This window comes from Enterococcus sp. DIV1315a (assembly GCF_051712325.1).
GTDB lineage: Bacteria > Bacillota > Bacilli > Lactobacillales > Enterococcaceae > Enterococcus > Enterococcus faecalis.
Genome location: NZ_JBIOOS010000001.1, coordinates 2,418,637 through 2,432,965 on the forward strand (window position 1 = coordinate 2,418,637; position 14,329 = coordinate 2,432,965).

Sequence of the window (14,329 nt, forward strand, 5' to 3'; positions counted from 1 at the left end):
CCCTTTCTTCGTGTTTTTTCTACTGAATTCGAATTCTTGGATCAACAATACTCATTACAATATCAGAAATTAAGGTTCCGATAAGGGTTGCCAATCCCAAAATCAACACGAGAGCGGTAATAACGGAATAGTCACGTTGAATGATACTATCAATAAATAATTTTCCAATTCCTGGGAAAGCAAAAATCTTTTCAATAACGACTGATCCGGCAATCAAAGCAGTAATTTCATAACCTAATTGAGAGGCAATTGGTAATGCTGCATTTCTAAAAATGTGTCGATTAAAAATTTTATTCGTTGGCACTCCTTTTGAACGAGCAGTACGAACAAAGTCCATGTTTTTAACATCAATCACTTCACTGCGCAAATATTGAATAGTGACCGCTGTCCCTAGCAACGCTTGAGTGACCCCTGGTAAAATTAAATGCTTCAGTTTATCTAAATAATACGGCCACGTTCCCTCAGCCAAACCAACAGTCACGGTTCCACTCGTTGGGAACCAGTCTAAGCGATACCCAAAAATAAAGAGCATAATCAAGGCAAAGATGAATAATGGCACGGCAAAACTGAAGAAGTTGTAGATAACCACCATTTTGTCAAACCATGAATTTTGGTAACGGCCAGCAATTAAACCGAAAGGAATGGCGATTAAATACGTGATTATAACTGACACAGCGGCCAATGCAATCGTATTCCCCACCCGACCAGCAATGAGCGTGGACACAGGTAACTTAAAGATAAAACTATGCCCAAAATCTCCATGTAAGGCATTGCCAATCCAACGGAAATATTGTTCGTACCAAGGATCATTTAACCCGGCAGCTTCGCGCATGGCTTCAATCACTTTCGGGTCTTGGTTCGGATTAATCAATCCTGTAAACGGATCACCTGGCATCATTTTAGCCAACAGGAAAATCAAGACACTTAAAATAATCACTTGCGGAATCATCAATAACAAACGGCGTAAAATTGTTTTCCACATTATTCAGCACCTCCATTTTTTAACGCTACTTGGTGGGTTGGACTAATCGCATGTAAGTTATAAACCCGCCCATTTTCATCATAATAGTCTTTATGATTTTCCCGATACTCTTGCTCAACTCTTCTTCGTTCTTCTTTGTGAGCTTCTCGGTTCGCTACGTCAATTTTAGGAATTGCTGAAAGTAAGCGTTTGGTATAAATGTGTTGTGGATTAGTGTAAATATCTTGGCGTGTACCGATTTCTACAAAACGGCCTTTGTACATAATGGCAATGTTGTCACACATATGTTTAACTACGCCCAAATCATGGGAAATAAATAAGTAACTTAACCCATATTCCTGTTGAATGTTCTTCATAAAATTCAATACCTGTGCTTGCACAGATAAGTCCAGTGCTGAAACAGGTTCATCTGCAATAATTAATTTGGGACTGGTAGCCACCGCTCGGGCGACGCCTAAACGTTGGCGTTGTCCACCAGAAAATTCATGAGGATATTTGTACAACGCATCTTCTGGCATCCCCACAATGTCCAACAAACTTTTGACTTTTTTCTTTTCTTCTTGGTCACTTAACCGTTCAAAATTTCGAATTGGTTCGGCGATAATATCTAGTACTCGTTTTTTAGGGTTTAAACTTGACATCGAATCTTGGAAAATCATTTGGACATCTTTGTTGTATCCGATCGCTTTTCGACTTCGCGGCTTGGTTACATCTTGTCCTTGATAAATAATTTCACCATTTGTAATTTTTTCTAAACCAATAATTGCTTTTCCTGTCGTTGATTTTCCAGAACCCGATTCACCAACTAACCCATACGTTTTACCTTGTTCAATCATGAAATCCACACCATCAACCGCCAAAACATGATCAGTGATTCGATTGAAGAAGCCGCTGCGAATTGGATAATGAACTTTTAAATCTTTAATTTGAATAATTTCTGTCATTACGCTTCCCCTTCCCCGTCTCTAAAATGAAAATGTTTATAACATGTACAACGAACATAATGATTCGGTGCAACTTCATGTAATGTTGGATTTTCTTCATGTTCCGATGCATCAATCCAAGGAATTCGTGGGGCAAACCGACAACCTTTTCTAGGTAATTTGGTTAACGAAGGAACAATCCCTTCAATCACATGAAGTTCTTCTTCATCTGAATTCTCTTGGGGAATGGACTGAAGTAAGGAACGTGTATATGGATGTTTCGGATGACTAAACAATTCTTCAGCAGTGGCTACTTCTACAAACTGACCCGCATACATAACCGCTACACGATCAGCCATTTCCGCAACTACACCTAAGTCATGGGTAATTAAAATAATGCCGCTCCCTGTTTCTTCTTGTAAATCTTTTAACAAATCGAGAATTTGTGCCTGAATGGTAACGTCTAAGGCCGTTGTTGGTTCATCTGCAATTAAAATCGGTGGTTTACACGCGATTGCAATGGCAATAATCACCCGTTGGCGCATGCCGCCAGACAATTCATGAGGATACTGTTTCCCGACACGCTCTGGGTTGGGAATCCCCACTTGATCTAACAGTTCAATGGCCCGTGCTTGTTTTTGTTGTGCAGTCATTTTGGTATGATACGTGAGACTTTCTTTAATTTGGTCTTCAATTCGCATGAGCGGATTCAGTGCAGACAACGGATCTTGGAAAATCATCCCAATATCGTTTCCTCTGACTTTGTTGTACAATGTTTCATTAAACGTAGTTAAGTTTAAATTGTTGTATAAAATTTCCCCAGTAATTTTGGTATGATTGGGATCATGTAAGCCCATAATCGTTGTTGCTAAGGTACTTTTTCCACAACCAGATTCTCCGACGATTGCCAGAATCTCATTTTTCTTCAATTCAAATGAAACATCATCGACGGCATTATAATAATCATCTTTAATTCTAAATGCTGTTTCTAATCCTGAAACCTCTAGTAATTGTTCATTTCCTTGCATCCATACGCACCCCTTACGTCCTTTCAAAAACATTATATAAATTAACTAATATTTAATGATAGCACTTTCTAATTTTTATCAATGTTAATTTACAGCTCATTGTTTTTTCATAATTTTATAGAATTATTCCATAAAAAGCAAGATAAAATAACTTTTTTCGCAGTTATTTTTTTACATGTATGATTTTTTTTACAAAAATATGTGTAAAAATAGCCTTATTGCTTAATAAAATAACCATTATGTACGCAAAAAAAGTCGATTAACAGGAATGTTAATCGACTTTGTCTTATTATTTTTTATGAATTACTCACAATATAATCTACAGCGGCACCAACTGTTTCAATTTTTTCTGCATCTTCATCTGAAATCTCTGTTCCAAATTCATCTTCAAGTTCTAAAACAAACTCCATTACGCTAATTGAGTCAGCGTTCAAATCATCTTTAATGTTTAATTGATCTGTTACTTGATCCGCTTCAATATCAAAGTGGTTTGAGATAATCTTCGCTACTTTTTGAAGTACTTCTTCACGAGTCAACTGTATTCACCTCCACTGCTTTTGAAAAAAGGTTCTTTCTTTTACTAAAACGCTAAGATACATTGTACTCACAATTTGGGTATTTGTCCATCTTTTTTTCATTTGAGTAACAAACTGATGTCAAGACAATTGCAAATTACTCTACTTTGCCTTCATAATATTCCACTAATTGTGGGACAACTTGGGTTTCTAACATTGTATGAATTTGACGAATGGTGTAGCGGACGGCATCAGGACCCGTGGCCCCATGCGTTTTAATGACTGGCGCTTTTAAGCCAAATAAAACCGCCCCCCCATGTTTTGAGTAGTCCATTTCGTCTTTCATGCCACGCAACGCATTCTTTAATAATAAGGCGCCCATTTTTCCTTTGACACCTTCAGAAAGAATCGCTGTTTTCAGCAAGCTCATCATGTTCATAGCTGTGCCTTCGATGGATTTTAAAACGGCATTCCCTGTGAAGCCATCTGTCACCACCACGTCAGCTACGCCATTTAATAATTCTCGTGCTTCAACGTTTCCGACAAAATTAATCGTTTCATCTGCTGCTAACAATTCGAAGGCTTTTTTCGTTAATTCACTGCCCTTTGTTTCCTCAGTTCCGTTATTTAATAGACCAACACGAGGATTCTGAACGTTCCGAACTTTTTCAGCATAGAATGAACCTAAAACGGCATACTGAACCAAATGTTCTGGTTTATTGTCTGCATTGGCTCCTAAATCTAACATGTCAAACCCTTTGTCTGGTTCTCCCATGACAGGTAAAGTTGACATCAAACCGGGACGTTCCACATTTTTGATGCGGCCGACAATGAACAGACCCGCTGCTAATAGCGCTCCGGTGTTGCCTGCAGAAAAAATCGCATCGGCTTCCCCATTTTTAACTGCTTGCGCTGCTAAAACCATGGAAGCAGTTTTCTTACGACGGATTGCTTTAACTGGCTCATCGTCACTAGCAATTTTTTCATCGGTATGAATAATCGTAATGTTTTTTTCATCGGTGATGTATTTTTTTATTTCGGCTTCTTTTCCATATAATTGAAATTCAATGTCTGGGAAGTCTTGTTTGGCTAGCATAACCCCTTCAACAATTGCTTGTGGGGCGTTATCTCCACCCATTGCATCTACAGCAATTTTCATGAGTGATTCCCTCCTACTTTTTTGTTTCCTAACAAGTATAACATATTTTTTTCAAAGAAATACGCATTGGCTTTTACTTTCTGGCTTCAAAAATTACCTCTTCTAATCGAAAAATTGGGCTGCCTCATCTTGGGGTTTCACTCGATTGGCTAAGCCTTGATAAACAGGATATTGCCACCATTCTTTCACTTGCCATAGGGCACTTGCTTCTTGGCGCGCAACTTCTAAAATGTTAAAGTCCGTCACGATATCTCCTACCGCAAATTGAGGCACCCCTGATTGCCGTGCACCGAACACTTCCCCAGGCCCGCGAAGTTCCAAATCACGCTCACTCAAGACAAAACCATTGGTGGTTTCTGTCATGATTTTCATACGCTCAACGCCCATTTCATTTTTCGGATTGGCCACTAAAATACAATAAGAAGCACTGGAGCCACGCCCAACACGGCCCCGTAACTGATGTAACTGTGCTAACCCAAACCGGTCCGCATCCATAATTAACATCACTGTGGCATTTGGTACATTCACGCCAACTTCAATAACGGTGGTAGAAACCAATAATTGCAGCTGATTGTCTTTGAACTCCTGCATAATGTCATCTTTTTCTTGGTTTTTCATTTTACCATGTAGTAATCCCACTTGATATCTTGGGGAATAAAAGCTTTGCATATGTTCAAAAATTTCTGTTGCGTTTTTCACATCTAAGGCTTCTGATTCTTCAATCAATGGACAAATAATATAGGCTTGATGTCCTCGATCCAGTTCTTTTTCCATCCATTCTAAAACAGTATCTAACTGCGGCGGCCGAATCCAACGTGTTTCGATTGGAATCCGTCCAGCTGGCATTTCATCAATGATTGATACATCCATTTCGCCATAGGCTGTAATGGCCAGCGTTCGAGGAATCGGAGTGGCCGTCATAAATAGAACATCTGGTTTTAAGCCTTTTTCTCTTAATATTTTTCTCTGATTCACACCAAAACGATGTTGCTCATCGGTGATTACCAAACCTAATTGATGGAAACTGACATCTTGTTGTATCAAAGCATGGGTCCCTACCACAATGTCAATCTCGCCATTGGCCAGTTCTTCGAGAATTAGACGACGTTCTTTCGTTTTGGTGGAACCTGTTAATAAGGCCGTTCGCACTTCTAATGGATCAAACAACTGCTGTAAGCTTTCCATGTGTTGCTGCGCTAAAATTTCAGTCGGAACCATTAACGCCCCTTGAAAGCCAGCGGTCATGGTGGCGTATAGCGCAATCGCAGCCACTACCGTTTTCCCACTCCCCACGTCACCTTGAAGCAATCGTTGCATATGCTTCGGACTTCGCAAGTCTCGACAAATTTCATTGGTCACTTTTTTTTGGGCGCCTGTCAATTCAAAAGGCAGTCCTTGGGTGAACGTTTTTAAGCGATCCACGTCATATTGAATAGCTAAACCATTTTTTTCCGCTTTTTCTTGTTTCTTCAATCCTTGCATTTTAAGTTGGAAAAGGAAAAACTCTTCAAAGACTACTCGCCGTTTAGCTTGATGGCTTTCTTCTGGATTACTGGGAAAATGCATCGCCCACATTGCTTCTTTTCTAGGCATCAAGCGGTACTTTTCTAATAAATCATTCGGTAAAATCTCTTCAACCAGTGAACCATACTCTTCAAAAGCAGTGCGGATTAACTGAACCAACGTGCTTTGGCGGACTTTTTTATTCACATGATAAATGGGGGCGAAATCTTCATTGTCTCCTTTAGAAGCTAAGATTTTCATGCCATTTAATGATTTTCTCTTGGCATCCCATTTGCCATAAACAGCAATTTCTTCGGAAAGAACTACTTTGTCTTTTAAAAAAGGTTGATTGAAGAAGGAAACATTAATGACCGCATGTTCTTGCATCATTCGAAACGTTAACCGGCTCTTCTTATAACCGTACCGACTAACGACTGCTTCCGAAACCACTAGCCCCTTTAGCGTAACTTTTTCCTGATCCTGAATCTCACTTAAATCCTTTTCTTGGATATCATCGTAGCGGAAGGGATAATACGTCAATAAGTCTTCAATTGTAGCAATCCCCAGTTCTTGTAAATTTTCAGCACGTTTTGGGCCAACACCGGGCAATACGCTGACTAAATCTGTGATGTCCATAAAATCCCCTCCTCATTAATATACGCAAAAAAATGGATCATTCATTAAATAGGCTGGTTCATTAGCCCTAACTAATGAACCAGCCTATTCGTTTTTATTTTTTCATCACGAAAACCTATTCTGCTGAGAATAAGTATGGATACACAGGTTGTCCACCTTCATGAAGTTCTGTTTCTAGTTCATCGTTTTCAGAAACTAAAATAGCGATTAGCTTTTCAGCTTCTTCAACCGAACCATCTTCGCCGACAATAATTGTCACGATTTCAGTGTCTTCATCAATCATGCGGTTCAACGTGTCTAATGATGCATTAAAACGATCTGCTTCAGAAACGACGATTTTACCATCAATCATTCCTAAGAAGTCATCTTTTTTAATTTCAACGTCATCAATGGTTGTGTCACGAACAGCTGTGGTTACTTGACCACTCACAACGCTGTCTAACATTTCCGTCATACTTGCTTTGTTTTCTTCTAATGATTGTTGATCATTGAAAGCTAACATTGCTGTCATTCCTTGAGAAATGGTTTTAGATGGAACAACCGCTACTGGTACATCGGCAACTTCTGCTGCTTGATCAGCCGCCATAAAGATGTTTTTGTTGTTTGGTAAAATAATGACTTGCTCTGCATTCACTTCTTTGACTGCTTTTAAAATATCTTCCGTACTTGGGTTCATTGTTTGGCCACCACTAATAATGTAGCTTGCACCTAAACTTCGGAATAATTCTTGAACGCCTTCACCGGCTGCAATAGCAATCACAGCAAACGGTACGCGAACTTTTTCAGTCAACGCTTCTTGCTGAGCATCGCGTTCAACTAACGTTTCATGTTGTAAACGCATATTGTCTACTTTTATTTTTACTAACGAACCAAATTTTTGGCCGTAGTTCATCACTTCACCTGGATGCTCAGTGTGTACGTGAACTTTGATAATTTCGTCATCGTTAACGACTAATAGAGAATCGCCTAGTTCATTTAAGTAGTTTCTGAATGTTTCATAATCAAAAGCGCTGTCCACGGTTGGGCCTTCGCCGATACGAACCATAATTTCTGTACAATAGCCAAATTTAATGTCTTCTGTCGCAACGTGGCCACTAACACCACGATGATGTTCAGCATTAACCATTTCGTCCATTTCGGCAGGACTTGGTTCGTACGTTTCAGTTGGTAAAAATTCACCACTAAGCGCTTCTAAAAATCCTTCATAGATAAATAGTAGTCCTTGACCCCCACTATCTACAACGCCGACTTCTTTTAGGACAGGTAATAAATCAGGTGTTTTCGCTAAGGCACGTTTAGCGCCTGCTACAACAGCTGTCATAACTTCGATACAGTCATCTGTTTCTTTCGCTTTACGTTCACCAGAACGCGCCGCTTCACGAGAAACAGTTAAGATTGTTCCTTCAACGGGTTTCATCACTGCTTTATACGCTGTTTCTACACCATGTGTAAAGGCAGCGGCCAAGTCTTTGGCGTTTAATGTTGTAACCTCAGGAATTTGTTTTGAGAAGCCACGGAATAATTGAGATAAAATAACCCCAGAGTTTCCACGAGCACCCATTAATAACCCTTTGGATAACGCACCTGCTAATTCTCCTACTTTTTCAGAGCGAGAATCGGCCACAGCCTTTGCACCACTGGTCATTGATAAGTTCATATTTGTTCCTGTATCACCATCGGGTACAGGGAAAACGTTTAATGAGTTGACATATTCTGCATTTGTGTGCAGACGAGTCGCACCTGCCTGGACCATTTCCTGGAACTGACCTGCGCTGATTTCTGTTACATTCACCTAAAAAATCCTCCTTCAGATTTACCGCTAACGGCAACACACGACTTCCTTGTGCAATTGCATCGTTGACAGTACACTACCTCTAATCCGGTAATACACGAACTCCTTGAACAAAAACGTTAACTGAATTCGCAGTGACACCTAATAATGTTTCAAGATTATATTTTACTTTTTCTTGGACGTTACGAGAAACTTCAGAAATTTTTGTACCATAACTAACAATCGTGTAGACATCCACTGCGATTCCGTTGTCTTCTTGACGAACAACGACACCACGTGAGTAATTCTCACGACGTAAAATATCGTTTAAGTTATCTTTAATTTGATTTTTGCTTGCCATTCCGACAATTCCGTAAATATCTGTCGCAGCTCCGCCAACTACTGTAGCGATCACATCATTGGTAATCTCAATGGTACCTGCGGGTGTTTGAATTTTTACAGCCATTGATGAAAGCCTCCTTATAAGAGCACATTCGCCCTATTTTCTTCCATAACATTTTATCATATCCAGCCTTTAATTAAAAGGAAGTTCGTCAGATATTATAGACCCTTCCTCATAATTACCAACATTTGTACAATTTACAACGTTTGTCGTGCATTGTCAATGCAGAAAAAGACAAAATTCGACTTGGTTCATTGAATCTTGTCTGCTGATTTTAGAGGTTTTTCATGGCTCTCACTGAGACTAAACATCTTTCTCCATTACTCATTTCGACAATCCGTTCGCTTTTTATAACTTTACTTATATGCTTGCGGTTGATTAAATATGATTTGTGACAACGATAAAAGTCATTAGACTGTTCTTCAATCTCCTTTAAGGAACCATAAAATTCAATTTCTCCGTTTTCAAAATGTAAAACGATTTCATGCGATACGGAAGAAGATTCAAAAAAAATGATTGTTGCCATATCTACAGACCGAATGGTATCGCCGTCCTTAAATTTAAATAATTTTTTTGTATCTCCACGTTCACTAGTTATACGTTCATGAGCCAATTGAATATTTTCACAAATTTTCTGCTGTAGATGTTCTTTGTTGTCTTTAATGATATAATCCAGCGCTTCCACTTTATACGTAAACGTCAGATAGGACAGTTCCCCATGTGTTGTGACAAAAACGATTTTACCTAAATTATCGTAGTCTCTGATTTTAGCTGCTAAGGTTAATCCTGACATTTCATGTTGTAAATCAACATCTAGAAAATATAACCCAATTATTCTAGACTGACTTTTGACAAATTCAAGTACTTCTAACGGATTTCCTGTTGAAAAAACCAGTTCCATATCAAGACTTTCCATCATTATGTAATTTTTAACATAGGTTTCCAACATTTGTCGTTGTCGCCAATCATCTTCGCAAATAATAATAGAAATCACCTTATTCGCACCTCCTATTGTTTTCAATCGTCAATTTTTGAGTAAACCATCCATCACTGATGGATGTAGCTAGTTGAACATTATTTAGGGATTGAAGCAATTCTTGAACATTACTCAATCCCATTCCTCTATCAGTGCCTTTTAATGAAAAACCGCGTTGCTTAAGTAGATGGAATTTTGGTAAATTTTTCCTACATGAATTTTGGATAATAATATGTACAGCAGAGGCATCTTTATATACAGCGATTACAAGCTTACCCTCACCTAAAAATTCGATTTCTTCTATAGAGTTATCTAAAAAAATACCTAGTATTCTAACCAAAGAAATTGAATCAATGGCTAATTCTTCAATTGGTTCAGTCACTTCTAACTGTACATCCATTCCTTTTTCTTGCGTTGAAATCAACTTAGACACAAGGAGACTTTTAACTTCTCTTACTCGAATGTTTCCAATCGCTTCTAACTTGAACCCATTTTGGTCAATGCATTTTGATGCTTTCTTTATTTTACTGAAATAATAGTCATTAAGACTCTCGTAATCTCCACTTACAATAAAATCTTCTAATGAATTTAGGATATTTTTATAATCATGCCGAAACTTCCGAATCTCCTTGAATTGTTTCTCCATTGCCTCCATATATCTCTGATTTTCTAAATATTCTGTTTCCTTCTGTTGAATATCATATTTATTTTTGAGCGAACTAAGATACACAATAAAAGAAATTAATGAAACGACTAAATAGAGCGTGAGAAAGATTGAATTTACTACAATTATTTCCTTGTTATTCCCCAAATATTTTCCTAAAATCAGGCTGGTATAGTAGATAATCATTGTGCCGATTCCTATCAAATTAAAAAGCAGAAGACATTCATTGATAATAGAAAACTTTTTTTCTAGTTTTTTTATCCCCTTTATCATTAATATCGTCAGAATTACTGATAGTGCTAGCCGAAATGTACTATGTAAAAACATGGTTAAATTACTTGAAAAAATTAGTTCTGTGCCAAATATTTTTTCCTTTATAAAGGATACAAACTGACCACTTATAGCTGAAATAATGACGATATAAGAATTTATACCTAAAACTTTAATAAGGCTTTTAGAGATAAAAAAATAACCTAAAATTATTATACTCAAATAAATCCAAGCAAATCCATACATTCCTATAGCAGAAATTATTTTGCCATTCAAAATTGCGATAACCATCAAGCCGAAAATACTATGTAAAGTAATTTTTTTATTAAGCTTTACTACTTTTGACTTTAGATAATTAAAGAACACTTGAAACACTACCGTGATATTACTTAGAATAAAAAGAAATCTCTCCAAATTAAAACCTCCTTATATTTCAGTTAATAAAAAAAGTATATACTCTAATAAAAGACAATTCAAGCTTTCTTTACAAGTGAAACTGAGAAAAAGTAATTTTCAGTGCCCGACTATTACGCTATAAACAAAAATTGTACACTCGCTATACTGAGTGTACAATTTCAATTACTTTTTTATTTATCAAAATAAATGTTTTATACATGAGAGTTGCGACAAGATTTTTTATACTCATCTAACATAATATTTCCCAGATTTAAACGCTTTTTTGAAAATATTTATAAGTTTATCTCCACTATAAATAAACACGCCCCCTTGATAAACACTTTTGCCTAGAAACGCTAAAATCATAGTAAAGACCAGATTAATTCCCATCGCTACTGCAAAAGCATTTAACGATGCATCCCCCAGCATATAACGTGCGTACATGACTATCGGTGATAGATACGGTATATAAGATGAAATGATAGTCGCTTGGTTACTTCCTAATCCAGTTGCAAGAATCATTACCATAAACATCGCAATAAATAAAGGAATAATCAAAATATACATCAACTGTTGAACTTCCTGAACAGAGGAAACAACAGAACCTAAAATAGCAGCCGTAACAGAATATAGCAAATAACCTAAAACGAAACATATGACAGCTAAGATGATTGCTTGACTATTTTTGCCCTCACTCAAAAAGTCAAATACTCCTGTACTATCTCCAAAAATTCCATAAGATGCATACGCAGCCCCCAAAATTGCTGCTGCTTGCGTTACCCCAACTAGCCCAATGCCAACAATTTTACCAATTAAATGCTGAACTGGTGTAATTGTTGTGAGTAAAATTTCCATAACTCTTGAACTCTTTTCCACCGCAATGTCTTGGGCAACCATTGTAGAAAAGAGCATAACTGCAATGTAGAGAATAAAACCAACAATATAAACTAGTATTAATGTTTGAACCGAATTATCTTGATTTCCAGCTAAAGATTCTAAGGATAAACGTGTGCTTTCATTCAAAAACTGTTGTTGCGTCGCATCAATATTTAATTGATTTAATTTAATCGATTGATTTACAGTGGTTACAAGACTTTGTAATTGTTCAGACACATTATATTGGAGAGCTCCTTCGTAATAAATTTTTCCTTCGTATAGACCAGCGCTACTCTTTTCAATTTTCAAAATGGTTTTACTCGCTCTATCTTTCAGCTCTTTCTCAGCATCTGATAACTTTTGACCGCCGTCAACAAAGTTCAGATTGGTACCTTTACCAACTTCTTTCAGCATAGTAACAGTCTCTTGATTATTTGAAACAACAAGGATGGTTTCTTTACTTGGTTCCTCTTTTTTTAGAATCCCTTCATAATTCATTCCCAAAAATGTCCCTACCATCAAAACCAACAGTATAATAACAAACACTTTTGACACGACTTTTTGTTTGTATGTTTCTAAAGCAATCGTCACTATATTTTTCACTTTACTCACCCACTCTTTCTAGAAAAATATCATTTAACGAAATTGGCTCAATTCTGAATTGCTGAATATTTTCTGATTGAAAAATAAATTTTTGAATTTTCTTCGCAGTACATTCATCTTTTACATAAAAAGAAATAACATCATTTTCTTCTTTATACGATTCTATTTCAAAATCTTGTTTTAATATTTCTCTGTCAAAATCAGCCTGAACAATCACTTTTCTTTTATCCGTTTCATCTTTGATTTCTTTTAAATTTCCTTCTAAAAGAACCTCACCCTTTTTCATCATACAAATGTTTTCACAGATTTCTTCTACGTTTGCCATTTGATGAGAGCTGAAAATTATCGTAGCACTATTTTCCTTCAAAAAAAGAATTGCTTCTTTTAGTTGATTCGCATTAATCGGGTCTAGCCCAGAGAATGGTTCATCCAAAATGACAAGCTTGGGTCCATGAATGATCGACGCAATAAATTGAATCTTTTGTTGATTCCCTTTTGACAATTCACTAATTTTTCGATCTACGTTCTTTTGTATCTTAAAAAAATCCAGCCAAAAGAGGATACTTTTTTCAATTTCTTTCTTTTTCATTTTACGGAGCTTCCCAAAGAAAGTTAATTGTTGTCTCACCGTTCTTTTCGGATATAGGCCACGCTCTTCTGGAAGATAACCGACCTCTTTAGCATCAAAGCGATCAACTTTACGTCCCTGCCATGTTATTTCCCCTTCATCAGGAGAGTAGATGCCTAAAATATGGCGAAAAATAGTAGTTTTACCTGCACCGTTTGCGCCTAAGAAGCCGTAAATTTCGCCTTCTGGAATAGTCAAATTGATTCCTTTAATAATTTCCTGCTCATTCATTTTCTTTTTCAACTTTTTAATTTCTAAGCTCATATTTTCCCTCTTCCTGTTAAACAATGGTATAGCCATAATCCACGATAATGTTTTGACCTCTAATTGCTTTACTGCGATCTGATAACAGAAAATCAATGGCTGCAACAACATCTTCCAGTTGAACAAATTTCTTTAGTGGGATTTTTTTTAGCAATTTCTTTCCTTCAAAAGATTCTGTTAATAACTGCTTATTACTTTGATTTAGAATATATGATGGGGAAACAACATTAACTTTAATATCTTTTTCCTGATCCTTCTCAAAATCCAAAGTTAAATTTTTAGCTAATTGAATCAACGCCGCTTTAGATGGACCGTAATCTATTCTCTGTTCATGCCCAACCACACCATTTTGAGAACCAATCAGAACGATAGCTACTTGTTCTTTAAATAATGGATACAGTTCCTTAATCATGAATACAATAGACTTTAGATTTACAGAAAATGTGTAATCCCATATTTCTTCATCAATACTATAAAAACTTTGAAAAGGATTAATCCCTACTGAAAATAATAGACTATCTAATTTTATCCTCTCGCATTCAAGTTTTTTTCTTATTTTTCGAATGTTGTTTAAATCTGTTACATCTGCAATAAATTCTTGCTTAATAAAATCTGGACAACTAGTATTCTTGACTTTATCTATTCCCCAAAAATTATATTTTTCTTTATTTTTTTCTATATAAGACCTACCTAAATATCCAGCAGATCCCACAACTAATAAATTTTTCATAC

The 14,329-nt window shown here is 36.8% G+C and carries 13 protein-coding genes; all 13 read right to left on the reverse strand.

Going from position 1 to position 14,329, the window contains the following annotated elements; genetic code table 11:
• Positions 1-19: 19 nt before the first annotated feature.
• Positions 20-982, reverse strand: coding sequence for an oligopeptide ABC transporter permease Opp2B (gene opp2B, locus IGJ03_RS11480; RefSeq protein ID WP_002354943.1), 963 nt, complete (start codon positions 980-982; stop codon positions 20-22).
• On the reverse strand, positions 982-1,926 hold the full coding sequence (gene opp2F / locus IGJ03_RS11485) for an oligopeptide ABC transporter ATP-binding protein Opp2F (protein ID WP_002354942.1): 945 nt from the start codon (positions 1,924-1,926) through the stop codon (positions 982-984). The genes opp2B and opp2F overlap by 1 nt, the downstream gene beginning before the upstream one ends.
• A complete protein-coding gene (gene opp2D / locus IGJ03_RS11490; protein WP_002367425.1) occupies positions 1,926-2,966 on the reverse strand; it encodes an oligopeptide ABC transporter ATP-binding protein Opp2D in 1,041 nt (346 codons plus the stop codon). Before opp2D ends, opp2F begins: the two co-directional genes overlap by 1 nt.
• 263 nt (positions 2,967-3,229) lie before the next feature.
• A complete protein-coding gene (gene acpP, locus IGJ03_RS11495) occupies positions 3,230-3,469 on the reverse strand; it encodes an acyl carrier protein (RefSeq protein ID WP_002354939.1) in 240 nt (79 codons plus the stop codon).
• Between the two features lie 136 nt (positions 3,470-3,605).
• Entirely contained in the window at positions 3,606-4,607 is a 1,002-nt protein-coding gene (gene plsX, locus IGJ03_RS11500) for a phosphate acyltransferase PlsX (RefSeq protein ID WP_002395966.1), read from the reverse strand.
• A gap of 102 nt (positions 4,608-4,709) precedes the next feature.
• The gene (gene recG / locus IGJ03_RS11505; protein ID WP_375804771.1) at positions 4,710-6,746 is read right to left on the reverse strand and encodes an ATP-dependent DNA helicase RecG; all 2,037 of its coding nucleotides are present in this window, start codon (positions 6,744-6,746) and stop codon (positions 4,710-4,712) included.
• Between the two features lie 115 nt (positions 6,747-6,861).
• Positions 6,862-8,538 carry a DAK2 domain-containing protein gene (locus IGJ03_RS11510; RefSeq protein WP_002354936.1) on the reverse strand — a complete coding sequence of 559 codons (1,677 nt, stop codon included), beginning with the start codon at positions 8,536-8,538 and terminating at the stop codon, positions 6,862-6,864.
• A gap of 82 nt (positions 8,539-8,620) precedes the next feature.
• Positions 8,621-8,983 (reverse strand): Asp23/Gls24 family envelope stress response protein, encoded by a 363-nt coding sequence (locus IGJ03_RS11515; RefSeq protein ID WP_002354933.1) that lies wholly within the window; start codon positions 8,981-8,983, stop codon positions 8,621-8,623.
• A gap of 211 nt (positions 8,984-9,194) precedes the next feature.
• Positions 9,195-9,914 (reverse strand): LytR/AlgR family response regulator transcription factor, encoded by a 720-nt coding sequence (locus IGJ03_RS11520; protein WP_438711144.1) that lies wholly within the window; start codon positions 9,912-9,914, stop codon positions 9,195-9,197.
• A 1-nt stretch (position 9,915) separates the two neighbouring features.
• Complete coding sequence (locus IGJ03_RS11525) at positions 9,916-11,244, reverse strand: sensor histidine kinase (protein WP_438711146.1); 1,329 nt, start codon at positions 11,242-11,244, stop codon at positions 9,916-9,918.
• Positions 11,245-11,472: 228 nt separating this feature from the next.
• Positions 11,473-12,714 carry an ABC transporter permease gene (locus IGJ03_RS11530; RefSeq protein ID WP_375804774.1) on the reverse strand — a complete coding sequence of 414 codons (1,242 nt, stop codon included), beginning with the start codon at positions 12,712-12,714 and terminating at the stop codon, positions 11,473-11,475.
• Positions 12,707-13,597: an ABC transporter ATP-binding protein gene (locus IGJ03_RS11535; RefSeq protein WP_002370094.1), complete on the reverse strand. Its 891-nt coding sequence runs from the start codon at positions 13,595-13,597 to the stop codon at positions 12,707-12,709. The genes IGJ03_RS11530 and IGJ03_RS11535 overlap by 8 nt, the downstream gene beginning before the upstream one ends.
• A gap of 16 nt (positions 13,598-13,613) precedes the next feature.
• Positions 13,614-14,327 carry an SDR family oxidoreductase gene (locus tag IGJ03_RS11540; RefSeq protein ID WP_010821913.1) on the reverse strand — a complete coding sequence of 238 codons (714 nt, stop codon included), beginning with the start codon at positions 14,325-14,327 and terminating at the stop codon, positions 13,614-13,616.
• Positions 14,328-14,329 lie beyond the last annotated feature (2 nt).

Bases quoted from the DNA above. Each gene is read 5' to 3' on its own strand.
- opp2B (WP_002354943.1), bottom strand. From the start codon at position 982: ATGTGGAAAACAATTTTACGCCGTTTGTTATTGATGATTCCGCAAGTG.
- opp2F (WP_002354942.1), bottom strand. From the start codon at position 1,926: ATGACAGAAATTATTCAAATTAAAGATTTAAAAGTTCATTATCCAATT.
- opp2D (WP_002367425.1), bottom strand. From the start codon at position 2,966: ATGTTTTTGAAAGGACGTAAGGGGTGCGTATGGATGCAAGGAAATGAA.
- plsX (WP_002395966.1), bottom strand. From the start codon at position 4,607: ATGAAAATTGCTGTAGATGCAATGGGTGGAGATAACGCCCCACAAGCA.
- recG (WP_375804771.1), bottom strand. From the start codon at position 6,746: ATGGACATCACAGATTTAGTCAGCGTATTGCCCGGTGTTGGCCCAAAA.
- IGJ03_RS11515 (WP_002354933.1), bottom strand. From the start codon at position 8,983: ATGGCTGTAAAAATTCAAACACCCGCAGGTACCATTGAGATTACCAAT.
- IGJ03_RS11535 (WP_002370094.1), bottom strand. From the start codon at position 13,597: ATGAGCTTAGAAATTAAAAAGTTGAAAAAGAAAATGAATGAGCAGGAA.
- IGJ03_RS11540 (WP_010821913.1), bottom strand. From the start codon at position 14,327: ATGAAAAATTTATTAGTTGTGGGATCTGCTGGATATTTAGGTAGGTCT.